22 protein-coding genes are annotated in these 25,447 nt (G+C 56.7%); 12 read left to right on the top strand and 10 right to left on the bottom strand.

What is annotated here, in order from left to right; genetic code table 11:
- Positions 1-2: 2 nt before the first annotated feature.
- The 5 genes from pdxA to lptF form a co-directional block, all read right to left on the bottom strand.
- Positions 3-1,037, bottom strand: coding sequence for a 4-hydroxythreonine-4-phosphate dehydrogenase PdxA (pdxA, locus tag ACQY4Z_RS02205; protein WP_428526285.1), 1,035 nt, complete (start codon positions 1,035-1,037; stop codon positions 3-5).
- A 5-nt stretch (positions 1,038-1,042) separates the two neighbouring features.
- Complete coding sequence (locus tag ACQY4Z_RS02200; RefSeq protein ID WP_428526283.1) at positions 1,043-1,963, bottom strand: SurA N-terminal domain-containing protein; 921 nt, start codon at positions 1,961-1,963, stop codon at positions 1,043-1,045.
- Between the two features lie 154 nt (positions 1,964-2,117).
- Entirely contained in the window at positions 2,118-4,490 is a 2,373-nt protein-coding gene (locus ACQY4Z_RS02195; protein WP_428526281.1) for an LPS-assembly protein LptD, read from the bottom strand.
- Positions 4,491-4,495: 5 nt separating this feature from the next.
- Positions 4,496-5,590 carry an LPS export ABC transporter permease LptG gene (lptG, locus tag ACQY4Z_RS02190; RefSeq protein ID WP_133950320.1) on the bottom strand — a complete coding sequence of 365 codons (1,095 nt, stop codon included), beginning with the start codon at positions 5,588-5,590 and terminating at the stop codon, positions 4,496-4,498.
- Positions 5,587-6,774 (bottom strand): LPS export ABC transporter permease LptF, encoded by a 1,188-nt coding sequence (gene lptF, locus ACQY4Z_RS02185; protein WP_428526278.1) that lies wholly within the window; start codon positions 6,772-6,774, stop codon positions 5,587-5,589. Before lptF ends, lptG begins: the two co-directional genes overlap by 4 nt.
- Before the next feature lie 236 nt (positions 6,775-7,010).
- Between lptF and ACQY4Z_RS02180 the strand changes: the two genes are divergently transcribed.
- From ACQY4Z_RS02180 to ACQY4Z_RS02165, 4 genes are all read left to right on the top strand, one after another.
- On the top strand, positions 7,011-8,510 hold the full coding sequence (locus ACQY4Z_RS02180; RefSeq protein ID WP_428529689.1) for a leucyl aminopeptidase: 1,500 nt from the start codon (positions 7,011-7,013) through the stop codon (positions 8,508-8,510).
- A gap of 458 nt (positions 8,511-8,968) precedes the next feature.
- Positions 8,969-9,421, top strand: a complete 453-nt coding sequence (locus tag ACQY4Z_RS02175; RefSeq protein ID WP_428526276.1) for a DNA polymerase III subunit chi — start codon at positions 8,969-8,971, stop codon at positions 9,419-9,421.
- Complete coding sequence (locus ACQY4Z_RS02170; protein ID WP_428526274.1) at positions 9,418-10,128, top strand: class I SAM-dependent methyltransferase; 711 nt, start codon at positions 9,418-9,420, stop codon at positions 10,126-10,128. The genes ACQY4Z_RS02175 and ACQY4Z_RS02170 overlap by 4 nt, the downstream gene beginning before the upstream one ends.
- A gap of 277 nt (positions 10,129-10,405) precedes the next feature.
- Positions 10,406-10,801 (top strand): rhodanese-like domain-containing protein, encoded by a 396-nt coding sequence (locus ACQY4Z_RS02165; RefSeq protein WP_428526272.1) that lies wholly within the window; start codon positions 10,406-10,408, stop codon positions 10,799-10,801.
- Positions 10,802-11,066: 265 nt separating this feature from the next.
- On the opposite strand, the gene ACQY4Z_RS02160 is transcribed toward ACQY4Z_RS02165, so the two are convergent.
- The 4 genes from ACQY4Z_RS02160 to ACQY4Z_RS02145 all read right to left on the bottom strand — a co-directional run bounded on the left by ACQY4Z_RS02160 (position 11,067) and on the right by ACQY4Z_RS02145 (position 15,767).
- A complete protein-coding gene (locus ACQY4Z_RS02160; protein ID WP_428526270.1) occupies positions 11,067-11,771 on the bottom strand; it encodes an HAD family hydrolase in 705 nt (234 codons plus the stop codon).
- A 223-nt stretch (positions 11,772-11,994) separates the two neighbouring features.
- Positions 11,995-12,867, bottom strand: a complete 873-nt coding sequence (locus ACQY4Z_RS02155; RefSeq protein WP_428526268.1) for a hypothetical protein — start codon at positions 12,865-12,867, stop codon at positions 11,995-11,997.
- A gap of 82 nt (positions 12,868-12,949) precedes the next feature.
- Positions 12,950-14,836 (bottom strand): ABC-F family ATP-binding cassette domain-containing protein, encoded by a 1,887-nt coding sequence (locus tag ACQY4Z_RS02150; RefSeq protein ID WP_428526266.1) that lies wholly within the window; start codon positions 14,834-14,836, stop codon positions 12,950-12,952.
- Between the two features lie 121 nt (positions 14,837-14,957).
- Positions 14,958-15,767 carry a DUF4344 domain-containing metallopeptidase gene (locus ACQY4Z_RS02145; protein ID WP_428526264.1) on the bottom strand — a complete coding sequence of 270 codons (810 nt, stop codon included), beginning with the start codon at positions 15,765-15,767 and terminating at the stop codon, positions 14,958-14,960.
- Between the two features lie 300 nt (positions 15,768-16,067).
- Here ACQY4Z_RS02145 and ndk point away from each other — a divergent pair, with 300 nt between their 5' ends.
- The 8 genes from ndk (at position 16,068) to ACQY4Z_RS02105 (ending at position 24,718) form a co-directional block, all read left to right on the top strand.
- Positions 16,068-16,490 carry a nucleoside-diphosphate kinase gene (gene ndk / locus ACQY4Z_RS02140; RefSeq protein WP_133950293.1) on the top strand — a complete coding sequence of 141 codons (423 nt, stop codon included), beginning with the start codon at positions 16,068-16,070 and terminating at the stop codon, positions 16,488-16,490.
- 511 nt (positions 16,491-17,001) lie between these two features.
- Complete coding sequence (locus ACQY4Z_RS02135; protein WP_428526262.1) at positions 17,002-17,937, top strand: hypothetical protein; 936 nt, start codon at positions 17,002-17,004, stop codon at positions 17,935-17,937.
- Positions 17,934-18,230, top strand: a complete 297-nt coding sequence (locus ACQY4Z_RS02130) for a hypothetical protein (protein ID WP_428526260.1) — start codon at positions 17,934-17,936, stop codon at positions 18,228-18,230. The genes ACQY4Z_RS02135 and ACQY4Z_RS02130 overlap by 4 nt, the downstream gene beginning before the upstream one ends.
- Positions 18,231-18,775: 545 nt before the next feature.
- Positions 18,776-19,909 (top strand): YHYH protein, encoded by a 1,134-nt coding sequence (locus tag ACQY4Z_RS02125; protein WP_428526258.1) that lies wholly within the window; start codon positions 18,776-18,778, stop codon positions 19,907-19,909.
- Between the two features lie 86 nt (positions 19,910-19,995).
- On the top strand, positions 19,996-20,433 hold the full coding sequence (locus ACQY4Z_RS02120) for an EF-hand domain-containing protein (RefSeq protein WP_428526256.1): 438 nt from the start codon (positions 19,996-19,998) through the stop codon (positions 20,431-20,433).
- Positions 20,434-20,542: 109 nt separating this feature from the next.
- Entirely contained in the window at positions 20,543-22,639 is a 2,097-nt protein-coding gene (locus ACQY4Z_RS02115) for a molybdopterin-containing oxidoreductase family protein (RefSeq protein WP_428526254.1), read from the top strand.
- Positions 22,640-23,058: 419 nt separating this feature from the next.
- Positions 23,059-23,523, top strand: coding sequence for a hypothetical protein (locus tag ACQY4Z_RS02110; protein ID WP_428526252.1), 465 nt, complete (start codon positions 23,059-23,061; stop codon positions 23,521-23,523).
- The gene (locus tag ACQY4Z_RS02105; protein WP_428526250.1) at positions 23,516-24,718 is read left to right on the top strand and encodes an HlyD family secretion protein; all 1,203 of its coding nucleotides are present in this window, start codon (positions 23,516-23,518) and stop codon (positions 24,716-24,718) included. The genes ACQY4Z_RS02110 and ACQY4Z_RS02105 overlap by 8 nt, the downstream gene beginning before the upstream one ends.
- Positions 24,719-24,926: 208 nt before the next feature.
- Here ACQY4Z_RS02105 and ACQY4Z_RS02100 read toward each other — a convergent pair whose 3' ends face one another.
- Positions 24,927-25,352: a DUF983 domain-containing protein gene (locus tag ACQY4Z_RS02100; RefSeq protein ID WP_428526248.1), complete on the bottom strand. Its 426-nt coding sequence runs from the start codon at positions 25,350-25,352 to the stop codon at positions 24,927-24,929.
- Positions 25,353-25,447: the final 95 nt, after the last annotated feature.

Genomic DNA, 25,447 nt, shown 5'->3' with positions numbered 1-25,447 from the left:
TCCTAGAGCGTTTCAGGATGGGCCAGCGCATGCGCCATTCGGATGGCTGCACAAAAGCTCTCGATCCGCGCCATCCCGGTGCCGGCCAGCGGATAGGCCGTGCCATGGTCGGGAGACGTACGGATGAAAGGAAGGCCCAAAGTGACATTGACACTGTCATCGAAGCCGATGGTTTTGGCAGGAACGAGAACCTGGTCGTGATACATGCCAAGTGCACAGTCATATTTCCGGCGGGCTTCCGGGTGAAACATCGTGTCTGCCGGGTGCGGGCCTGAGGCTGCAATTCCCATTGCCTTCAGTCGTTCAACAGCAGGTGTGATGATTTCCTGATCTTCCGTGCCCAAGGCACCATTTTCGCCCGCATGCGGATTGAGGCCGCACAAAGCGAGGCGCGGGTTCTTGAAGCCGAACCGGCTCGTCATATCGTTTGAAACGATTTCTGCTGTCTCGACGATTAAGTCTTTTGTCAAACGCTGAGGGACAGCTGAAAGGGGAATGTGAATGGTGGTTGGCACAACCATCAGATCCGGCCCTGCAATCATCATAACGGGTTTGGACGGCTGGCCGGGCCAAAACTCTTCGGCCAATGCACCCAAAAACTCAGTATGGCCGGGATGTTTGAAACCTGCCTTATAAAGCGCAGCCTTATTGATCGGATTGGTAACGACACCAATCGCAACACCGTCAAAAACGTCTTGCACACACGCTTCAATCGAGTTGATGACGGAAGCGGCAGCCGCCGGATCCTCTTCGCCTGGCATATCGGTTAGGTTGGGTCCCGTTTGTACCACGGGCAGGGCATGAGAAAAACGATCCGAAGCCTGGTCTGGTGAACAGCTCTCGAAGTGAACCGGAAGTTCGAGTTTTTCCGCCCGCTGACTTAAGAGTTCGACGTCGCCACGTATGTAGAAGGCAGGAAGCCCAAGCTTTTTCCGATTGAACCAGGCCTGCAATGTTAAGTCCGGACCAATCCCAGCCGGTTCGCCGAGTGTAACGGCGGCGGGTTTTCCGAAGCTTCGCATCTTGGAGCGCGGCATGTTGATCAACGATAAATGATCGTTGAGCGGCGCTTGGCATCCATCAGCAATCGACGGGCCTGGCTTTCGCCTTCCTTGGCCCGCAATTCGTTTTCCAGCTTGGTGCGCATCGCAATGTCGGACTGGATCTCGCGTTTCCCGCAAATGGCGATCATTTCAAAGCCGACTGGGGTCGGGTTTGGGTTGGTCAGCTTGCCGGGCCCCAGCTTTTTCACCTGATCAATGATGTTCGGCGGAATTTCGGTTTCAAGCCGCCTTCCGATAGGCTGGACAACAACTTCCTTGTATTGGCCAAGGATGGAGCCCATGTCCTCGCAGCTGGAGACAGCTTTGCGGATCTGAGCAATTTCCCGGCGGCGCCGGGATTTAAAACCGTTGGAGGAGTTTTTCGGGACGACAACAATAACCCGCTGGAGATCGTACTCGACCGATGTGGCGCGTTCTTCCTCATCGGTTTTTTGAAGTGCTGCAATGATGTCTGATTCATCGACGTCGACACCGCCGCTAAAGCGGGCGCGGACGAGCTTGCCCCAGATGAGTTGCGCTCGCAGGCGTTTTTTCAGGGTCTCGGCTCGAACTCCACCCTGTCCGAGCGCCTGTGTCAGTCTGGCAGGGGTAAGTTTCACGTTCCGGGCAATGTTTGCATAGGCGTTGTCGACTTCACTGTCGCTGACGCTCATGCCCATGCGGGTCGCCTCACCGACCTTGACTTGGTCGTCGATCAGTTCCTGCACGGCCTCACGCCGGGCAACAGAGGCACTTTTGCGCTGAGTCAGCGTAATGAGCCGGGCGCGTTGAGTAATGTCATAGTCGGTTATCGGCACATCGTTGACGATCACCTTGATTGCCGCATTGGCAGACGGTGCGATGGGCGCTGCCAAGAGTAGAGCCACGAGTGCGGACAAGATGACGAAGCGATTGCGCATGGAACTTCCGTGAGTTTTGGCCATGTTTGACGACACTGGATAACAAAGTGCACGTCAAATTTAAAGAGAAACCCGATGCTCCTCACCATCTGCCATATTTGGGGCATTCTGGTGGCGTGCCATCCAAATGACGGCCATTGTGCCACTGAAATCACTAGTTATTGATGGCGTTGCTCTGAAATTGAGTATTACCAAGTGTCCGCAAGCCGACCCGGAAGAACAGGATTTTGTTGGTCGTATCTCCATCGTTTCGGCTGCGGTCTTCCGAATAGGACAACGAAAGCGAGAAGCCCTCATCGTCATAGCCGACGCCAATTCCGTCTTGAACGATGTTGCTGTTTTGCAGATCGTAGCGCATGGAGCCGAACACACGCCAATTCTCCTGCAGCCGCAGGCTGGCTGAGCCGAGCAACTCTTCGCGCGTGTCATCAATGCCGACATTCGGTTGGGCATCAAGGAACGCGTAGGCGATGGATGAGACCACCGGTCCGTAAATGGCGCTGGCTTGCGCCTGTAGGCGGTTTATTGAGAAATCGTCTTTGTCAAAACGTGCCTGTGTACCGAGCTTTACGCCATATTTGGTGTCAAGATAGAGGCTGCCGACATAGTCGGACAGATCGGACTCAAGTCCGGAATCTTGTGTCGCGCCAAGAATATCCGGGACCTTGTAGGAGTTCTCGCCGGCAAGATGATAGGATCGGCCGAAAAGGCCGGTTAGATAATGGCCGCTGTTCAGTTGAAGCTTGTAGTTCAAGCCCACATTGAGGCGGGTGCCGCCTTCAGCGCGATCGAAACCGGAAAACTTGTCCGTGTCAAACAAGGTGGTCGTGTCGAAGACGATGCTCTGTGCGTCTTCGTTGGGCAGTTCGCCAATGCGCTGCTCGTTCGGCCGGGCAATTATCTGGGCCATGGGCTCGAAGATCTGATTGCCGCCGTTGAAGCTTGCAATGATTGGATAGCTGTACTCAAGACCGATTGCCGGCATGGCCCGGCCTACAAAACTCTCGCCTGCAAGCGCGGTGACATCCGCGTCTGGCGAGGCCAGGAAAAACAGATCGCCCTTCATGTAGGCGAACGGGGTAAATGTCTGCCCCAGCGGATCGACGAAGGTCCGGCGCCACGTGCCATCGACCGAAAGGCGCGAGAACGTCCCGTCCACACCGCGGAAGCGGGCAGAGGTGCCGCCATCAATGGAGAATGCATCAGTCTCTTCGCGCGTCAACGATGTGAAGTTCGCAGCGAGCGAAAGCTCACCATCCAGCACAGGGTCAGCAAAAACAAAATCGTAGTCGACGACAGGCAGCACCAGGGGCTGTTTGCTTTGCAAGTTGCTGCCAACCGGTGAGAAACCATCCGCATTGAAGTTGCTGGACGTATAATCAGCCTGGGCAATCTGAAAGGCATAAGTGTTGAAGCTCAGCCCATTGCGCTCGTTCAAGCCCTCAAAATATATCCGGGACCGTTCATTTCCGCCCCAGGTGGTGAAGGAGTAGTCTTCAAAAAAGGCCCGGTCGCTTTTATAGGTAACATCCCAGCCAAGATTCCACGCGCCTGTGACGTTAAATGTCCCGGTTGTTCTCACAGCGCCGCGCATGTCGCTATCGGCGCGTTGCGTGTTGAACTGATCCGGATCGAGCTGATAGATGCCGCCCGCTGACAGGGTTATCTCGCCTTTTTGAAACTTCTGGCGGAAGTCGAGGTCAACAAATAGGCCCTGTTTTGTCAGGGGTGTGAACGTCGTCGTCAAATCCCGGTGCGGGCTCAAGGCCCAATAATAAGGGATGTTCGCTCCAAAACCGAGCTTGTCCGCAATCACCCAGTTGGGGATCAGGAAACCAGAGTGCCGTTTAACGGTCGGATCCGGCATGGACAGAAAAGGCGCATACAGGATCGGCTGTCCGAAAAATTCGAGCGAGGCATGCTCGTATCGGATGACCTTCTCTTGCTTGTCATGAATAATGGTCTTGGAGCGGATTCGCCAGAGCGGCGTCTTGCCCGCTGGCCGCGAGGGATTCGTATAGACCGTATAGACGCCATTTTCGACGATCGTCACATTCCCGTCTTTGCGGGTGGCTTGCTCCGCTATAAGCCGTGTCCGGTTCGGCATGTCGATTTGCAGCGAGCGGGCAAAGGCTTGCGCAAAGTCTTCAGACATCTGCAATTCTTCGGTCCGAAGAATGTTGCCTTCCGTGTCGAGAAAAATCACGTTGCCAATGGCGGTTAGCTGCTGAGTGCCCCGATTGAAAACAATCCGGGCTGCCTGAAGCGTATTGCCGTCATAATAGACCTGCACATCGCCACCGGCAGTAATAATGTCGCGGTCAAAATCGTATGTGACGTCATTGGCTTCTAGAAGCAGTTCCGCATCGGCTGCTGCATCTTGATTGGTGAAGAAATCGACGTCCTGAGCAGATACACTTAAGGGAGCTGTCAGAAGTCCAGCTGACACGGCAAGGGCGCTGAAGGCTGCCAACAGGCATCCGCGTCCGGCCCAAGTCTCTGTGTTCAGAAAAAACGGAAACGTCATGCGCCTTACCCGTCTTCCTGATGCAAGAGAATTGTCAAACCCATAAGTACCCCAAATATTCCTGGCGCCCACGCAGCAACCAACGGAGGTACGATTCCCGCTCCTCCGAAGTCCTTGGCCAGTTCCGTAAGAACGTAAAGCACGAACCCGGACAGGATTCCACCCAGAATCATCCGTCCCAATCCACCAAATCGCGAAACTTTAAGGGAAACCGCCGCTGCAATCAGGATCATGGCGATCAACAACAACGGCCGCGCGAGCAGCGATTGATATTGTAGATTGTAACGATAGGCTGGCAAACCCGCGTTTCTCGCCAGTTCGATAAACCGGGGCAGGTTCCAAAATGAAATCGATTCGGGCGACCCGATGCTCTCTCGAACCTCTGTCGCTGTCAGGAACGTGCTGATTTGATAGACGCTGTAAGACTGTGGATCGTTTTCGGTGGTGTAGACGATGGCATTGTCGAGATACCACGTCTCGTTTCCAAGCCGCGCCTGTTCTGCTTCGATCCGCTCACGGAATGTGCCGTCTTCATCGAAGGTGAAGACCGTCACCCTCAAAAGACGTGTCCCGTTGTCCAGAAGTTGAGAAGCGCGCAATACGGACTCTCCATCAAGGCCGTCCTGACGGACCCACACCTCTCCGGAACTCTGCAACAAGAAGGTCTGATCGGCCCCGAACAATCCGGCAGCAGCTTCCTCCGATTTTTGCTGAAGGTAGACCGCAGCGGGGTTGTAGACCGTGATTGAAAAGACCCCGAGGAAAAGGCCGACTAAAACGGCTGGCGTTGAAAACTGCCAAACCGAAATGCCGGCAGCCCGTGTCACAACCAGTTCCAAGGCGCGGCTGAGTGTGACGAAGGCTGCGATTGCACCAAACAGAACCGTAAATGGGATGACCTGCTCCAGAAGGAGAGGGACCCGCAGGAGCGATATGTAGGCGACCCGCATCACGGTGAAGCCCTCTCTGTCACTGCCGCGCCGGACAAGTTCCAGCACATCGAACAGGAAGAGCAGCACCGCAGCGAACAGGAAAAGGCCAAGGATCGCTTTGATAAAGCGGCCGGAGAAATAGACAGAAAGGGTCCGTCCGAGGATCATGAAACGCTCCCGGCACGGTTCTTGATCAATTTTGCGGTGATTGCTTCAACCCAGTCTCCGATCATGAGTTGGAACCGTTGGAGGGCTTGAGACTGTTTGCCCTGGTGCCCGCGGAGGATCGAAACAAGGGCGATGCCGCCGCCCAAAACGGGAACCACATACCGCATCGCATAAAGCACAGTGGTATCATTGGAGATTGCCGTAATGCCAAAGCCGGTAGTGCGCAAAAGAACGCAGCAAGTGATCGCGCCCACAATCGCCATACCGCGCCCCTGCCGGGTCGTCCGTGCAACGCCAAGGAATGCAAAAACTATCAGAGCGAAGGACAGACAATAAAGCGGCAAACTGAACCGCTCATGAATTTCTGCCCGAAGCCTCTCTGGGTGTGTAACCGCGAAGTAGTCATTTCCGGGCGGGCCGAGGAGGTTTGCAGTGCTCCTTTCGCTCGGCTTGAAGACCGGTTCACTTGCTTCCGGAATCAAGTTGGATAAATCGAAGGCATAGGACTGAAATCGGACGATCGACATATCGCCGACTTGTTTCGGCCGCCGCTGGATCGTGCCGTTCTGCATGACCAGCAATGTCCGGCCGGCTGCCTCGATGATATTTCCGGTATCAGCCTGATAGGTAAAGGCTGTGTCTGGGTCCCGCGTGTCATGCATCAAAAGACCATCGAGCGTGCCTTTGCCAGACCGGTTTCGGATATGGAACGTCAGGCCTTCTTCCACGTTGATGAAGCGGCCCGGCTTTACGATGTTGGCAACGAGGTCTGCGCGCACACGCGTGATTTCCGTTCGAAGCTGGGCAAGTCCCGCGGGCGCGACATAAAGTGAGAAAGCCGAGACCAGCAGCATGATGATTGTGGCAAACACAAGCACGGGCTTGAGCACCAGAAATCTGGATCCACCACTTGCATCAATCACGATGAGTTCGCTGTCACCAGAAAGCGAGTTCAGCACCAGGATGAGTGCGATCATGAGGGCAAAGGGCGCGACCGTAACCACCAGAAACGGCAGCGCCAGCATGGTGATGCCAATAAACTGGACGATTGTCTGTCCTTTGGAGGTCACGAGGTCCAGCTGCCGGAGCGCCTGCGTTGCCCAAACGACCCCCGTCATGGCGGCGAGCGTGAGCGTGAACGCATAGGCGGTGCGCCGAATGATATAGCGTTCCAGCGTGTTCATGGCAGTTGCCGGATACTCCGTACAAATCTCATAAAATTTGACTTTATGTTCAATAACACGGGATGTGGTGAATGGCCCATGAAAGAAGATGGTTAATATACATTAATTTGCAACTGATCTTGCCGAAAACGCTTTAAAACGCCATCATTTAGCAATCCAGGGATATCTCCCGGCAAGGACACAACGCAGTCCTGTTTTACATCCTGATGACTTTGACCGACCTGCAAGGACAAATGATGACCAAGCTGAACAAAATCTCCTTTTCGAAAATCGACGCTCCGTCAAAGGGGATTGTGGTTGCGTTGGCAGGCGAGGCATTGGCAACTGGCGCTGCCACCTCAGGACTCGTTGGTGATTTGACGGGTGGCCTGGCGAATGTCGCGGAGATCGGAGGGTTCTCCGGAAAGAAAAAGACCAGCCTCGACCTTGTCGCACCCGGTGGTCTTTCTCTCGATCGGCTGATTGTCTTTGGAACCGGTGCGATGGACGGGCTCATCCGCGATGACTGGCGCGCGTTCGGCGGTGCAGTGTTTGCCGCCCTTAAGTCTTCCAAGGCAGAGACGGCGACAGTCGTTCTTGAAGCCCCGGAAGGCGAGGAGCTGGATGCGGAGCTTGCAGCTGAATTTGCAATGGGTGCTAAACTGCGCGCTTACGAATTCGACAAGTACAAGTCCAAAAAGGATGACGACAAGGCCAAGAAAACGCTCAAATTGACCCTTCAAGTTGCAGATCCCAAAGCCGCGCGAAAAGCCTGGACAACGGCGGAAGGCATTGCCGATGGGGTGATCCTGGCACGTGATCTGGTCAACGAGCCGGCAAACGTTCTCGGGCCAGTCGAATTCGCCGCCAAGGCCTCGGAATTGGAAGCGCTTGGTGTTGAGGTCGAAATCCTCGGCGAAAAGGAGATGAAGAAGCTCAAGATGGCAGCGCTCTTAGGGGTTGCTCAAGGCTCGGTCCGTCCGCCGCGCCTTGCCATCATGCGGTGGAACGGCGGCAAAAAGGGCGCAGCGCCCGTCGCCTTGGTGGGCAAGGGCGTGGTTTTCGATACCGGCGGGATCTCCATCAAACCTGCTGGCGGTATGGAAGACATGAAGGGCGACATGGGTGGGGCGGCGGCTGTCACTGGTGCCATGCATGCAATTGCAGCCCGCAAGGCCAAGGCAAATGTGGTGGGTGTCATCGGTCTTGTCGAAAACATGCCGGACGGCAACGCACAACGGCCCGGCGACATCGTGACTGCGATGTCCGGAACGACCATCGAAATCCTGAATACGGACGCCGAGGGGCGCCTCGTTCTGGCCGATGCCATGTGGTACACGCAGGAAAAATACAAGCCGGCAATCATGATCGACCTTGCAACACTGACCGGTGCGGTGCTGGTTGCACTCGGTAATTTGAATGCGGGTCTATTCTCAAACAATGATGAGCTGGCCGACAAGCTGTTGGATGCGGCCAAGGCCAGCGGAGAGCCGCTGTGGCGCCTACCGTTGTCGAAGGATTATGACAAGCTCATCGACACGCCGAATGCCGATGTGAAGAACACCGGAGGCCGGTGGGCCGGATCCATCACCGCCGCGCAGTTCCTGCAGCGCTTTTCCAACGATGTGCCATGGGCGCATCTGGACATTGCCGGCACAGCATTTGGAGCGCCAAAGGACGACACGTGCCAGAGCTGGGCGTCCGGCTACGGCGTGCGCCTGCTCAACCAGCTGGTGGCCGACCACTACGAGAGCTGATTGAAAAGAGCTGAAAACAAAGAAAAACCCGCCGAATTGGCGGGTTTTTCATGGACTGAGAAGTCCGGAAAATCAGCAGGTCTTATAGGCCTGACATGCGGTCGCAGGTTCGACCAGGAAACCCATGCCGACAGTGGCTCCAGCTACACAGGCCACCAATCCGCAAAACACAACTACTCGTGCAAGCATACACAATCCCCATCTCGGCCGGGTCGGGAAACCGTACCCCAGCCATAACGCCAGATCTTGAAAGATCGTCCCCGGCGGTAAGCCTAACGAACGGTTATTTTCGGAAGGTTAATGCAACGACTCGGCTAAGGTGTCCACGGTCGGATTCGTGTGGATGCAATTTGCCGTCCCTCCTGTGGCCGAGCTGCATCACTTATGACCGCCAGCGCATGATAGTGCTGTGCATGGTGACTGATTGTGGGTCTTCAAAAAGGTGTTGTTGAAACCTTATGAGCGTTGAAGTTGTCTTTTATCATCTCTTGCACAAGCCGGTGGAGTTGGCCCTGCCGGAGCTTCTTCAAAAGTGTCTGGACCGCGACTGGAAAGTGGTCGTGCAAACCGGATCCCAGGAGCTTTGCAATGCGCTCGATGCACATTTGTGGACATATCAGGACGACAGCTTCCTGCCGCACGGGACCAAGGCCGATGGTTATGCAGAACATCAGCCGATCTACCTGACCTGCGAGCAGGACAATCCGAACGAGGCGGATGTGCGGTTTCTCGTGGACCGGGCCGCACCACCGGCGCTCGATGCTTACAAACGCGCAATCTACATGTTTGACGGCAATGATCAGGGGGCGGTCGAAGAGGCGCGGATGCGCTGGAAGGAAGCAAAATCTTCCGGTTTCCAGATCGCTTATTGGCAGCAAACGGAAGCAGGTGGCTGGGAGCGCAAGGCATGAGCGACAAGACGGTTCACTCCGACAGTGCATTTATGGCGCGCCGGGATGCGGCGCGGGACCGGATTGACGAACTGACCGGCGCCAAGGGCGGCGCTGCCGATGACCGGTTGGCCTGGTTCCATACGGTTTACCGCGAAGCTGGCGGCGATCCGGCCGCTGTTCCCTGGGCGGATTTGGCACCAAAGCAGGCGATCGTCGAATGGCTTGCGGATAATCCAGGGAATGGCAAACGCGCCATAGATATCGGCTGCGGCCTTGGCGACAATGCGGAGGCGCTTGCAGCGGCAGGCTACAAAACGGAAGCGTTCGATCTGTCAAAAGACGCTATTTTGTGGGCGCAAAAGCGGTTTCCGGACAGTTCTGTTTCCTACCGCGCCGCAGACCTCTTTCAGTTGCCGGACGAGTGGCACGGCGCGTTTGATCTGGTTCAGGAGTGCTACACCATTCAGGCGCTTGATGGCGATTTGCGCACCAAGGCGATTGAGGTCATGGCCGGTCTGGTGGCCCCTGGGGGACGACTGCTTCTGATCAACCGTAGCCAGGATGAAGACGGAGAGGCTCAGGGGCCGCCATGGCCGATGAAGCCATCCGAATGGCGGCGTTTTGAAACCTTAGGTCTGAAAATGGTCCGGGAAGAGTTTTATGAAATTGAACGTCCGGGCCGGATCATTCCGCATGTCCGGGCAGTGTTCGAACGAAAAATCTAGGCCGTGTGGACGAATTGGAGACGTATTTCGTGAGACAAGTGCCAAGATATGGCGGCGACGGTCCAGCAGAGCGTAACGATATACGGTCAAGGGATCGGCGGTGCCAGATCGCTGGCACTTGCCTCACCCTTTGGGCCGTGTTTGCATTGCTCAATTCCAGCGCAAATCCGTCTTGATGATGCGCAAGCATCACCTTCACCGGATTTCCTTGATCTTGAACGATGCAAATCCCGGCGAAATGCATCTCCAATTCGTCAACACGGCCTAGGGAGGCGGTATGCCGAAAAACTTGAAAATCTCATCTGCCGAGCTTGTCACCCAGGCGCGGGCGCAAATCGAGGAAATCGATGCGAAGGAAGCCATTGCGCTTGTTGAGGACCCACGCGTGCAATTCGTCGATCTCCGGGACATCCGTGAGCGCAAGCACTCCGGCTATATCCCGGGCAGCTTTCACTGTCCGCGCGGCATGACCGAATTCTGGGTCGATCCGGAAAGTCCCTATTTCAAGGAGATTTTCGGTGAGGACAAGAAGTTCGTCTTCCACTGCGCCGCCGGCTGGCGCTCGGCGCTGACAGTTGCGACCCTGAAATCCATGGGGTTTGAGGCCGCTCACATTACCGATGGCTTTGCCGACTGGGTCAAACAGGGCGGTCCGGTCGAAAAGGACGATTGAGCTAAAGCGAACTTGCCGTCTTCGATTCCAGCATCGTGCTTTTGCAGCGTTTGATTAGGCACAGTGCGGTAACACAGGACACCGGTCATCCCCGATTCATTCGGGGATCCAATCCACTGCTCCGCGCATTCCGATTTGTTGTTCGGATAAAGAATTGCCACTCAGTTTGTACGCGTTCCCGCGGACACGGGTGCCAATGGATCCCCGCACAAGGCGGGGATGACCGCAGAGAACAGGGGAAGGCTCTTTCAAAAGCCTTTGCCCGTCAGGCGGCGATTTTAGTCAGCAGTTCCGGCACCTTGCCGATATGGTCGATCTGGTAAAAACGCTCGGAGGCCTCCGGAACATCGGCTTCTTCGAGCGCCCGCGTCTGGCCGAAAGGCACATGCGTTCCAAAAGAGCCCGCGGCGAGCGCCGGCAGCACATCAGACTTCAGCGAGTTGCCAATCATCATGGCCTCTTGCGCCCCCGTGCCGTGGCGCTGGAACAGCGTCTCGTAAGTCTCCGGTGTCTTTTCGGAAACGATCTCCAGAGCGTCAAAATAGCGGTCGAGCCCCGACCCGGTGGCCTTACGCTCCTGATCGAACAAATCGCCCTTGGTGATCATGATCAACCTGTAGCGGCCTTTGACTGCCTTCAGCGTTTCCAGCACGTAGGGCAGGGGCGTTGCCGGTTCGCTCAAGATCTCCCGTCCGGCGTCCAGGACCTGCGCCACCACACTGGCCGGCACCCTGCGGTCGGTGACCTCTATCGCGGTCTCGATCATTGACAGGGTAAAGCTCTTGATGCCGTAGCCATAGTGCAGGATGTTGCGCTTTTCCGCCGCCAGCAGCCGGTCCTTCAGGCCTTGCGGATCGGTGTAATCAGCCAGCAACTCGGCAAACCGGTCTTCCGTCAGCCGGAAGAGATGCTCGTTGTGCCAAAGCGTGTCATCGGCATCAAACCCCAGCGTGGTGATTTTTTCGCGCACTGTTGTCTCGCCTCATCCCAAGGCCGCTTGGCAGCGGCCGATCCCATTGCGCGAGAACCATAAGGCAGCGCGGTCAAAATCACGTGTGCCGGATGAGGAGGATTTGAGGCTTTGCGGCAAGGTTTTGTTAAGGATGAGGCCTAAGTACGAGAGGCCAAGGCCTCTCAACACACCCACCGTCATCCCCGGACCCCGATCCGGGGTGACGAAGGGCGGGAGTCGCCTATTTCTGTCTGATCAGTCGTTCCAGCAGGGCGCAGGCGTCTCCTTCACATCCGTCGGGCGTGAAGTTCAGAACAACTCGATTGGTGATTTCGTCGGTAAAGGCGCGGGAAAATTCACGCCAATAAGTCAGCAACACTTGTTTGTCCGCTTTTGCAGAGATGTTCCAACCGCCAAAATCGGCCGCCAGAACGCATTCCGAATGTCCCGGCTGACAGAAGATTTCCAACAATTGGCCTGTGTCCATCCGGCCGAAGTAGAGGTCACTTTTGGACGAGCATGGCTGCTGATCAACCTTCGCACGTCTTTGAAGGCGATTATCAAGGGTTTCGTATCCACAAAGACGGCCGGTAACTTCGTAACTCCGTTTCAGCCAATCTGGATAAAAAGTTGAGAGGACCATAATCCTGACCGGACTTGGTTGGTCCGCGATATGAAACTCTGTCCAGTATTGCAGTCGAGATGCTTCCAAATCTTCGTTTTTGCCGGAAATAATCAGCCGCAGCAGTGTTGTTTCATCGGCATCTGGAAGCTGGCAGTTCAGGTCTTTTTTGGCTTTCGGCTGGATTGCAGCCATGTCTGCGCGCAGAACGAGGACCGCATTGGCCTGCATCTCTTCGACATAGTCACCGGTACAAAAATAGAACGGCTTGTCGTCTGCGCGCGCGGCGGAGATGGAAATCAGAGCCGCTGCGGCCAGCGAAAAAAATGAAAGCATATAACACGCACGAAGCACGGCGTCTCCTAAATCCAAGAAATCTCGATGATCATACAACGTCTCATTTCGCCAAGGCCCTTCCATGGCTCGACCATGGGATTCTTGCCGTTTGGTGTCCACTCGAAAAGTCGTGCGGAATGGCAAACGCCACGGCATGGATGCCCGGATCAAGTCCGGGCACGACGAGGAATGCGGTACCGGAACATCATTCACCGCTCGAACGAAAGCAGCGGAGAACTCACCCCGCGTCTTCAAACTCCGCTGACAGTTCCAGCCAGTCTTCTTCCGTTTTGACCAGCTTCTTTTCGCAAAAGGCGCGTTCCTTGGCGAATTTGGCGGCGCGCTCGGGATCTGTCTGGAAGAATTCCGGATCGGCAAGCATGTCGTCGATCTTGGCGATCTTTTCTTGCAGGCGCGCCATTTCTTTTTCCGCAGCATCGATCTTTTGTTTCAGCGGTTTCAACTGGCTGCGTTTTTGGGCAGATTCCCGGCGTTTTTCCTGGGCGCTGGCCGCGTCGGCCTCGGCCGCCGCAGCTTTGTCGCGGGCTTTTTGTGCCGCTTCAGGGCCTTGCAGGATCAGACGTTTGTAATCCTCCATGTCGCCGTCATAGGGCTCGACCTTGCCGCCCGCCACCAACCACAACCGATCGGCGCACGCTTCGACCAGATGCCGGTCGTGGCTGATGAGAACGACCGCGCCCTGATACTCGTTCAAGGCCATGACCAGCGCTTCGCGGCTGTCGATGTCGAGGTGGTTGGTCGGCTCATCGAGAATGAGGAGATGCGGGCCGTCGAAGGTTGCAAGTCCAAGCAACAGCCGGGCCTTTTCACCCCCTGAAAGGTCCTTTGCCGGTGTTTCCTGGCGGTCGGTCGGCAGACCAAAGCGGGCAACGCGGGCGCGGACCTTGGCTTCCGGGGCGTCCGGCATCAGGGCGCGCACATGAGCGACCGCGCTTTCTTCCGGGCGCAGTTCATCGAGCTGATGCTGGGCGAAAAAGGCAATCTTCAGCTTGGTTGCCTTGGTGATTTCCCCGTCCATGGCGCCGAGCCGGTTGGAAATCAGCTTGGCAAAGGTCGACTTGCCGTTGCCGTTGGCACCAAGCAGAGCGATCCGGTCGTCGGTGTCGATGTTCAGTGTCAGGCGGGACAGGATCTTGGTGTCGCCATACCCGGTTGAGACACCTTCCAGCTTGATGATCGGCGGGGCGAGACGGCCATCGGGATCGGGGAAATGGATCGGCTTGGAGCTTTCTTCCGTCAGCGCCGCTATCGGCTCCATCCTTTCCAGCATTTTCAGCCGGGCCTGTGCCTGGCGGGCTTTGGAGGCCTTGTAGCGGAAGCGGTCAACAAACGCCTGCATGTGCTTGCGCTGGGCGTCCTGTTTCTCCTTGGCTTTTTCTTGAAGGATCATCGCTTCACGCCGCTGCCGGTCAAAGCTGTCATAGCCGCCGGAGTAATAGGTCATCTTGCCCCGGTCGAGATGCACGATGCTGTCCACGGCCTTGTTCAGAAGATCCCGGTCGTGGGAGATCAGCAGCACCTGGTGCGGATAGCGCGCGACATAGTTTTCCAGCCAAAGCGTTCCCTCCAGATCCAGATAGTTGGTCGGCTCGTCAAGCAGCAACAGATCCGGCTCGGAGAACAGAACCGCAGCGAGCGCCACCCGCATGCGCCAGCCGCCGGAAAAGGCCGAGCAGGGCCGTTGCTGGGCGGCGGCGTCAAAGCCGAGACCGGACAAAATGGCTCCCGCCCGCGCTTCGGCCGTATGCGCACCAATGTCGGCAAGCCGGGTATGGATTTCTGCGATCCGGTCCGGATCGGTCTCAGTTTCTGCTTCGGCTAACAGTTTTGTCCGTTCCGTATCGGCGGCGAGCACCACTTCCATCAAGGTGTGTTCCGTGCCTGGCGCCTCCTGGGCCACCTGGCCGATGCGGGCGCGTTTCGGGATCTGGACAGAACCGGTTTCCGACGAAAGGTCTCCGGTGATGATCTTGAAAAGCGTCGATTTGCCAGCCCCGTTCCGGCCGACAAGGCCGGTCTTGGCCTTGGCGGGCAGGGTTACGCTGGCTTTGTCGATCAGGAGACGGTCTCCGATCCGGTAGGTAAGATCCGATATTTGCAACATGGGCCGGATCAATGGCCGAGCAGCGCAGCGGATGCAAGCGGAAAGCGGATGAGGCGGGTCTGCAGGCTGCAACCTGTGGCAAAGCTGCAAGAGCACACAATGGGCGAGGACGGATTACTTCCTAATTGTCGTACTTCAGATCGGTGAGATAGAGCTCGGCCAGCCCGCCCAAAAATTCGTGGCACAAGATCACTTCTCGTGTGCCTGGGTCCCAAAAGGCATTTTCGACCCCGCAGCTCGCCGCACGGAAGGTGACACGTTCCGGCAAATCATAAAATGTGTCGAGTTCATCGGCGACCTGTTCCAATATTTCCGCTTCCCGAAGGAACAAGGCCACGCTTTGCAGGCCCTTGGGGGCCGGTTCGTGCACAATTGTGATCCGGCCGGCCGGTGTATCGCCATCGCGGAGATAGGGATCGGTAACGGCCTCCCAGGACGCTGCCGTTTGCTCATAGTCGAAGGCGCAGGTCTCGATGCGCTCCTCCGGGAGATCAAGATCACGGGCAAGATCCAGGAATGCGTCTTCATCCGCGCCGACCATCAGGCACAAGATCCGGTAGCCGCGTTGTTCATCGAGATCATGTTCGCCGTAAAAGACAAGATCGTCGCTGCCGAGTGAGGCAACCAGGAACCAGCCGATCATCGCATTGATCAGCAGAAGATCCGTCTCGTCATCGTCAGCAGCCAGCATAGACAAGGTCGCGAGATTGTCGACGGCGTCTTCTTCCTGGCCAAGGACCGGGATGTTGAGTTCGGAAACCAGCATATGCCCGGCTTCGTGATAGGCCGCAAAGAGCGCATTGCCGCCGACAAACACCAAGAGGTCTTGCAGATCTTCTGAAGGCAGTTCTGCCAGCCGGGCGTCCTGGGTGGCGAAGCTGTTGGCGTGGACCCCAGTGGTTGGCGCGACAGCTACAATCCCGCTAATCAAAACCAATCCCACTGTTGCGCGGCGCGCCCAAAGCCAAGGACGAAAACGGGGCAGAAATTGGCGCATTCAGCGAACCTTGTTTTGGGCAGACACGATTGAGAATTCACCAGATTAGGCGGCAATCCAACTGATGGCCAGCGGGCAAAAGGTGCAGGCAAACGGTCATCGACATGAAAATGTCATGCCATGTCCCCCTTGCGGGCAGGGCAAGGCCCCGTTATTAAGGCCGCGAAATTTCAAAAAGATGCAGGATACGGCGGTGTTGCCGGTCCTTTCCTCAAAATCGAGAAAGACAAGACTATGGCGATTGAACGCACGTTTTCCATGATCAAGCCGGACGCAACCAAGCGCAACCTGACCGGTGCCATCATCAAGAAGTTCGAAGACGCAGGCCTGCGCGTTGTTGCCTCCAAGCGCGTTTGGATGTCCATCCGTGAAGCAGAAGCGTTTTACGCCGTGCACAAAGAGCGTCCGTTCTTCGGCGAACTGACTGAATTCATGTCTTCCGGCCCGACTGTTGTTCAGGTTCTGGAAGGTGAAAACGCCATCGCGAAGAACCGTGAAGTCATGGGCGCAACCAACCCGGCAGATGCTGACGAAGGCACCATCCGCAAGGAATTCGCTCTGTCCATCGGCGAAAACTCCGTTCACGGCTCCGATGCGCCGGAAACAGCAGCAGAAGAAATCGCTTTCTGGTTCTCCGGCACCGAGCTGGTCGGCTAATTTCTCTTTAGTCGATTGAATTTGAAAGGGCTGGCCGCGAATAGTGGCCGGCCCTTTTTGTGTTTGGAAAACCTCTTGCCACTCCCTCGCGCCGCCCCGGACGTGATCCGGGGCCAGACTTGAATGTTGGAGACAGGTCCCGGCGCACGGCCGGGACGGCGGAGGCGTGGGATGGCGTCAAAAGCGGCGTGTCCATTCTCTGAAGTCATCCCCGCCCCGCGAAGCGGAAATGTGCGGGGATCCAATTCCCTGTGCGATGTGCCTAAGGCACCGATTGGGTGAAGCCAAGCTGCAAAGGATGAGGTCCAACCCATAGGCTCTGGCAGCGAGTAGATCCCCGCACTGGGGCGGGGATGACGCTGTGCGAATGATCTGAGCTCATTGAGACATCCGAGGCGTGTTGCAGACGGCAGATGCCGGGAACATCCGGTGTTTTGACAATCCTATTGAGTAACCCTTAAAGGTTGTGCAGTAGGGTTTTTACATTGTTGTTGTTCAAAGGTGGCGTTGCGTGCGCGTGTTGTCCCGCAGTGTTTTTCTCACCCTCTTGGCTGGCCTGCTGGCCGCCTGCGTTCAAGACGACCCGCGCTATCCGGTCTATTACAGCTACCGTGTCGACGTGAAGGTCGATGGTGTGCCGGTCACCATCGAGCGGGTGATCAAGTGCACGGGCACGTTGGTGACTGGATCGACCGTGGCTCCAAGTGTCACGTCCGGCGGGACTTATACAAACCCGTCGCTGATGGGCGCCTATGTTGGGGGCACGCGGGAGGCCGTCTATACGCCGGTGGTGCATGCCTGCCGCTGGGCGTCCTCCACGGCGGAAGAGCGTGAAGAAGACGCGAAGAAACTGCGCCGGTCCCTCGATCGGCCATTCACCGATCAACACGACTCTCTGCCACCAGACTCCATCCTGCCCGTGCTCTGGATCAATGACGACCAAACGCTCGATCAGATGGAGTACTACGTCAGCAAGCGGACCTTGTCCGGTGTCGATAGTCACGTCGAATTCGTCAAAGCCTATCCGCCAGTCAAGGTGGACGTAAAAGCGTTTAGGGAGTCGGAGAAGCGCGCCGAAACCGAAAGCCCGGACCTGACCCCCTTCATCTTCCCAAGAGATCAAAACGCTGCCCAAAAACTCCAGCTATATAAGGACCGATTCGGCAACCCCAACCACGGTCATGAAGTTCACGCTGTTTGCTTTGCTGCATGGCGCATTGCGCGGGCGGAATGGTCGATGGTGGACGGATTGGAAGACTGGGTTGCCGATCTTCCGACGGATGGTCGCGCCTACACAAACTCCAGCGAATTGTCGCTTCGATTTTGGGAACTCATACCATTCAGGGGGGGGCTAGGACGCCGAGACTGGGCCCCGTCGGATATGTGCCTGAGCGGCAACGCGAACCAATCGGCGGGTATGCGGTTTATGACACGATACACCCGGTGATTTCAACAGATAAGGGACGTTATGTCGACCTTGATCGATCCGGTTCGTTTGGCTGCAACTACAGTGTCCTGTTTCCCGACCGCAAACAGATTGAACGTCAGATGTCGGTGGACCGTTCGAGCAGCCCATCCGCCTCTTATCCAATCCGGTTTGAACAGAACCGCCTCTTCGCGCAGTTCACCCCAACTTTGTCTCCGGTGTATGTGCGTGAACTCGATGAATTTATTGTTTTTATGAGTCTTTCGGTGGCGGGATCCATCGATGAGCCCGTTGTCAAAGGGTGGAAAGAATGACTGCCTGGCGGTTGGGCTAGCCATCGCCAGCTTACCCTCGTGCGGCCTTTCCCATTCGGCGCTCGCCCGCGGGTCACCCCTGGTGCAGCGAAACGGAAACCCGGGGCCGAGGAGTTGCCGATGCGTTTCCGGTCCCGGCGTAAGGCCGGGACGGCGAAGGCGTGAAAAGCGCCACCGTTACATTCCGTTACACTTCCATACCGGTTTAGGACAGCATCTGCTTGACGATGCAGTCATATTGAGCGTGTCTTGGGCTTTGGGTCTGTAGACATTTGGGTTTCGGTCTTGGCGCGTGTTGAATTCCGGCCCTCGAGTAGAAGGAAAGTCTGCGGTGGTGCCCGCACACCACAAGGACTTTTCGACGCCCGCGAGGCCGAAATTCACCGCGTCCGGAGCGGATTTGGCTCAAAGGGCTCATTTCGGCGTCGCAAAGGCTTGAAAGGGGTATCCTTCCCGCGCCTTTTCTTCTTGAACTGGCGCCCCTTGAGCCAAACCAAGGCCAAATCCCAAATGTCTACAGACCCCACGACACGGGAGACTTGGAAATGCGCACAACGGCATTTCTCGTGTGTGCACTGGCTGCCTCACCAGCCGCAGCGCACGACAGTTCGGCGCCTTTGACAGGTGAAGAAGCGCTGGAGCATCGACATCTGGGCGATGAACTTCTGGAGCTTCTGGTTCCTGGTGCCGAGGCCTCGGCGGATATCACCGTTGACGGCAACACACGGCGGATTCGCGCCAATGGCTATCCGATCAAAAAGCCAGGCACCTTTCCAAACCGGAACAATCCGCATTCGATTTCCAAAAAAAACTACAATCTCAAGGTTCCGCTTACTCCCCGCAAGACCGGCCGTGCGTCAAACGCCCAAGGGGCTGTGTTCGGCATTGCGATCAACGGCGTGGTTATGGATCCAGGTACGGCAGAATACTGGCAGAATGATCGCCGTTCGGGGTGGAATTATGAGGCACTGGGCGGGGCCTGCAAGCTGGGGCTCGATAAATACAATGCCCATGTGCAGCCGGATGGGACCTACCACTATCATGGCATTCCGACCGGCGTTCTGGCCTCTGAAGGCGGCAACTCCACTCCCGCGCTGATCGGCTGGGCAGCGGATGGCTTTCCGATCTATGGGCCCTATGGCTATTCAAACCCTGAGCAGACGTCGGCGGTGAAGAAGCTGAAAAGCAGTTACCGGATCAAGAGCGGAACCCGGTCGAGCGGGCCTGGCGGGCGATACAATGGCAAATTCACCCAGGACTGGGCCTATGTGGCAGGGGCGGGGGATCTGGACCAGTGCAACGGCCGGTTCGCCGTTACCCCGGAATATCCGAACGGTACCTATCACTACGTCCTGACAGACAGTTTTCCTTACATTCCGCGCTGTTGGATGGGATCTGCGGACAGCAGTTTCAAGCGCTTGAAACGCCGCGCGGATGGGGGAGTTGATGATGCCGAAAGCCAGTTTGCAGAGCTTGCAGCTGATCCCGAAAGCAATGTGCCGACAATCGATTTCACGGCAATGGCGGACAACAGCGGAGTGGCCCTGACGCTAATCCAGGCACAAGGCGGGCATCGGCCCCGGTTCCTTCAGGGCGGTCATCGCCCGCCACCTCCAGGGGCAGGGCCACGCCATGGTCAACGCGGACAAGGTGGCCGGGGCCCTTGCGGTGGCAGCTGAATAAGGAGACAAGGGTGCGTGGGCATGCGCACCTTTGTCATCTTTGGACAGTGTGCTCTGCCCACGGATTGAGTCTGGGGGCTATTATGAAATCAATTTTTTTGCCGGCACTCTTTGCGGGCGTGTTGGGCGCAACGCATGTTCAGGCGGCTGATGAGGCCGGGGCCAGTTTTCTGGAACGATGGGATGTAAACAACGACGGCGCTGTCTCCCTCGAAGAAGCCGAAAAGCGCAGGCAAGCTCTGTTTGCAAAGCTTGACACCAACAAGGATGGCTTTCTGGATAGCGACGAGTTTACAGTCAACGCGAAAACCGGGGCAGGTTCCGGGTCCGAAGATACGTCCATGTTGATGGGGCTCGACCTGAACGATGTGGACGGCGACGGCAAAGTGTCAGCCGGTGAATTCATGTCGAATTCGGGCACCTGGGTCGACCTGATGGACGAAAACAAGGATGGTGTGGTCAGTGCCGAGGAATTTCAGACCAAATGGCACGATCGTGATGCGCGTATCAAATTGCGCTAACCCATCCGGGACTGTTCTCTCGCAAATGTCACCCGAACAAAGCTGTGCTTGACGGTTGTGCGCGCGAAAAGGGATAAGGATCGCTCGTGTTCAAAGACCGGAATGATCCATGACGCAGCAGCCGCCAAAATCTGCCTTTTCCGCCTGTCCACATGATTGCCCCTCCACCTGCGCGCTGGATGTTCATTTCTATCCCAATGGCGATGTGAAGCGGCTGAATGGCGCCAAGGACAATGCCTATACCGCAGGTGTTATCTGCGCAAAGGTCGCCCGTTACGCCGAGCGGCTGTATCACCCCGAGCGCTTGCTGAAGCCCTTGCGGCGGGTCGGCAAGAAAGGGGAAGGGCGGTTTGAGGAAATCTCTTGGGACACCGCACTCGACCTGATTGCCCAAAAGTTCCTGGAAGCAGAAGCCGAATTCGGCGCCGAGAGCGTTTGGCCGTATCACTATGCCGGGACCATGGGGCTCGTGCAGCGCGACAGCATTCACCGCCTGCGCCATGCCAAGGGCTACTCCCGCCAGTTCGACAGCTTCTGCACCAACATGGCTTGGACCGGATATGTCGCAGGCACCGGCAAACTTGCCGGGCCTGACCCGCGCGAAATGGCCGTCTCAGACCAAATCGTGATCTGGGGTACCAATGCGGTTGCAACGCAGGTCAACGTCATGACCCACGCGATTGCGGCTCGAAAGGCGCGCGGGGCCAAGATCATTGTCATCGACGTCTACAAGACCGAGACCATGAAACAGGCGGATGTTGGACTGATCTTGAAACCGGGGACCGATGCCGCACTTGCCTGTGCGATCATGCATGTGCTCTTCCGGGATGGTTTTGCCGATTGGGATTATCTGAGCAAATACACGGACTTCCCGAAGGAACTGGAATCACATCTTCAAACGCGGACACCAGAGTGGGCAGCCGCGATCACCGGTCTTGAGGTGGCTCAAATCGAAGAGATTGCCCGGATGATCGGTGAGGTCAAGAAGACATTCTTCCGTCTCGGCTACGGGTTCACCCGCGCACGCAACGGCGCGGTGGCCATGCATGCGGCCGCCTCCATCGCAGCGGTCACCGGCGCCTGGCAAGTTGAGGGCGGCGGTGCCTTTCACAACAACGGGGCGATCTACCAACTGAACAAGGAGATGATCGAGGCGAACAGCCTGATCAATCTATCTGTCCGGACGCTGGATCAAAGCCTCATTGGGCGTATTCTGACCAGTGATCAGGACGCGTTGTTGGGCGGGCCTCCGGTCAAGGCCATGCTGATCCAGAACACCAACCCGATGTCGGTCGCCCCGGAACAAGAGCTTGTGCGCAAGGGGTTCGAGCGTGAGGATCTCTTCACCGTCGTCCACGAGCAGTTTATGACGGAAACCGCCGAAATGGCGGATATCGTCCTGCCGGCAACGCAATTCCTCGAGCACGACGATATCTATAAAGGCGGCGGCCATCAGTATCTTCTGCTTGGTCCAAAGGTGGTCGAGCCACCTGAAGGGCCGAAGGAAAACCTGTTTGTTTTGAACGAGATCGCAGCACGCGTTGATTCAAAACCTCATGAAGGATTTGAGAAGAGCGCGCGCGACCATATCGCCTGGATGCTGGAAAACTCAGGCTATGGCACATTGCAGGATTTGGAAGCAAACAAGTGGATCGATCTGCAGCCCGATTTTGCCGAGGCGCATTACCTGAACGGCTTTGGTCACTCGGACCAGAAATTTCATTTTAAACCGAACTGGGGCCGCTCTGCTGCCCCCAATAAGCCAGCTGGCGATCCCTTCGGTCCGTGGCAGCAGATGCCCGAATTTCCGGATCAGTGGGATGCAATTGAAGCCGCAAACGAACAATGCCCGCTGCGGCTGGTGACAGCGCCGGCGCGCTCGTTCCTGAATTCCAGCTTCAACGAGACCGACGGCTCGCGCAAAAAGGAAGGCCGACCGGAAGTCTGGCTCAGGCCGGAGGATGCCGAGAAATACGGGATTGGTGACGGTGCCAAAGTGAAGATGGGCAATGCGCGCGGCGCAGTCACGCTGCACGCGCGGTATGTCGAAGCGGTTGCGCCAGGCACGGTGATTTCGGAAGGCATTTGGCCGAACGAGGCTTTTGAAGATGGCCGCGGCATCAACACGCTTACCGGTGCCGACCCGGTCGCCCCTTATGGCGGCGCAGCCTATCACGACACAGCCGTGTGGGTGCGGGCGGTCTAGGGAAAATCTCCAAAGGCTTTCGTCAAACAATCAGTGTTACGGCGGCCCACCTCGATCACCTGATAACACCTTTTTTGAGGTCAATGGAGACTGGATGGGTTTCTGCGCGCACATGTGGGCCGATGGGCGGGTCGTTGAACTTCAAAAGTGATCAGGGATGACCTTGATTTTCAAACTGTTAGAGTTTTTGTCTAGAAAGGCCCAGGGGGCGCGGCTCACCGATTTCATACTGAACGTTTTTTATCTGATTGGAGTGGCACTATATGAAACCAAGCCAACTGATTTGCAGGGCATTTTTACTGCTTTTTATTGCACTGCCTTCAATTCCGGCCAGGGCATCATCGTCTGATGTCGCGGGGCAGACAGTTCCATGGTGGTCAAGCCCCGGTGAGACGGACACCACGGCGTTTTCTGCACTCGTGCTCCTGTTTCTCTTGTTGTTTGCTGTCTTCCATATGTACGCGCGGTTCGATCGGTTCGCGGAGAAGCACAATGAAGGAACACCCCTTCAGACCACAATTCCGACCCTCTTGATGATTGCGTTTGCGTACGAGATTTTCCCGCCTTTGAGCCATTTCAGTATTCTCCTGCCGCTTTCCTTGATTGCGACGGCTCTCGCACGGGATCTGATGCTCTGGTTTGAGCCGATGAAAGAACACACGCTGAAGGGGGAGCTTGAGGGAATCATGCTCGAAGAGCTGCAGCATGAGCATCTTGGTGAGCACGACCGGGATGGAAAACGGGTCCGAACCGCACCCAAACAAGCCTCCGGCCAAACGGTGACAGGAGAGTCTGATAATCTAGAACTTGAACGGCCAGATACGCCGCCCCCATCACCAGTAAAACCTTCTGACACATCCAAAGGAGGAACTGGCAATGATTGAGTTGACCGTTACCTCAATCCCGTTCGTCCTGCGGATCCTTTATTTGCGCTGGCGCGGCATTCCGATCACACTCTACAATGTTCACATTGCGCTCTTTGCCTGGTTGGCATTGGCGTTCGCAGTGTTCTTCACCGTCTTTTATTATTATCCAAAGTCCTACACGGGGTTTGTACCGTTCCGAACAGTACCCGTTGTCAGCGAGAATGGCGGTACCGTGACCAAGATTTCCGTCGACAACGGAACCAGGGTGGAGCCGGGACAGGTTCTCTTTACCGTGAGCGACGAAACGGAACAGGCTGCGGTTCGGACTGCCGAACTGAAGCTTGCTGAAATTGACAAGGCTTTTGCTCTTGCGCAAGCGCAGGTTCGGTCCGCGCAGGCCTCTCTGGATCGGGAAGAGGCGGTGTTGCAGCAGGCCATCGAGGTCTTTGAAGATCAGGAGGAGCTGAGGGTCCGCCAGTCTGCTGCTTATACGGCGACCCGTTATGAAGCGGCCGTTGCCGACAGGGATGCGGCTCAGGCCAAGGTCTCCCAGGCTCAGGCGATGCTTGATGAGGCAAACCTTCAGCTTGAAGAGGTTGTCCCAGCTCAGCGGGCCAGTGCCGAGGCGGCGTTAAAGCAGGCGCAAGTGGAACTCGAGAAAACCGTTGTCCGCTCTCAGGTGGACGGAATGATCGATCAATTGACCCTGCATGTGGGAGCCCGCGCGTCACAGATCGCGACCAACCCGGCCATGATCATCATACCGGACCGGGATCCGGAACACCCAAGGCGTGTCCTTGCCGGCTTCTCTCAGGTGGCTCGATCGGTCCTTTATGTTGGCATGCCTGCAGAGGTTGCATGTGACACAAACTTCAATGTTGCAATGGTCGATTCCGTTCTTCCTGCGCGAATTGCTGGGATCCAGCCGGAGATCGCGGCGGGTCAGATAACAGCAACCGGCCGTTTGCTGGAACCTTCCCAGTTTTCGGTCCGAGGCGAAGTCACGGTGCTCCTTGAGATGGTTCACCCGGAACACGAGCAGCTTCTGGTCAACGGCAGTGGATGTATTGTGCAGACCTATGATCGCAATTTTGGTCATGGCCTGGCCGGCCATGTGTTGAGCGGGCTCGGGATCATCAAGGCTTGGGGGCTGCGGATTAAAGTTTGGATTGCTTTGGTCACCGGTGTCGGACTGGCCGGTGGTGGGCATTAGGGTCCACAAAGTCTGAAATCCCGTCCGGCCCCCTCCCTCGGGATTGAGGGGTGGGGCGGGGCCGGATGGGCGGTTCAGCCGGTTCGATGCCAGTGAGTAGGTATCGAGGCGGCATTCCCGATCGTGTTGAAATCGTAGGAGACGCGGTTACACCGCGCTGCATGACCGTCTTTGGAATCGCTGTGCCATGCGGGCTCGTAGGGTCTTTTTAGCCCGTCGCGTTGCTCGCCGAGTTGGCGTCCGGTTCGGCGTCATCGGCCGTTACCAGGCGTCCTTCCTGGGCCTTGTAGAAATACTGACTTGCTATCAGCCAGCCCTTGAGCGGTCTCAGCATGGGAATGCAGGTCAAGAGGATCAGCGGAAGGGTCGTAACGAGGTGGACCCAGTAAGGCGCGGTAAACGCGATTTCCAGCCAGATGCCGAAGGCCACTGCGGGGACGCAGCCAAAGCAAATGACGAAAAAGGCAGGGCCGTCGGCCGGGTCGGCAAAGCTGTAGTCCAGACCGCACACCTTGCAGCCCTTGGCCATGGTGAGGAAGCCATCAAAAATCTTGCCTTCACCGCACCGGGGGCAGCGGCCACGGACGCCGGTTTGAAGCGGAGGCAGCTTGGGCCATTGATGCTGTGTGCTCATGTTTGAAGCCTTTCCGGCCGGGGCTTTACCGGACCGCTATATGCAGTCAATTTAAAAATTGACGTCATTTTGTCTGCAGTCAATATCGCAAAGTT

Source organism: Roseibium sp., assembly GCF_965276855.1.
Taxonomy (GTDB): Bacteria; Pseudomonadota; Alphaproteobacteria; order Rhizobiales; family Stappiaceae; genus Roseibium.
Note: the sequence above shows the minus strand (reverse complement) of the source record. Positions and strands in the feature narration are given on the sequence as shown.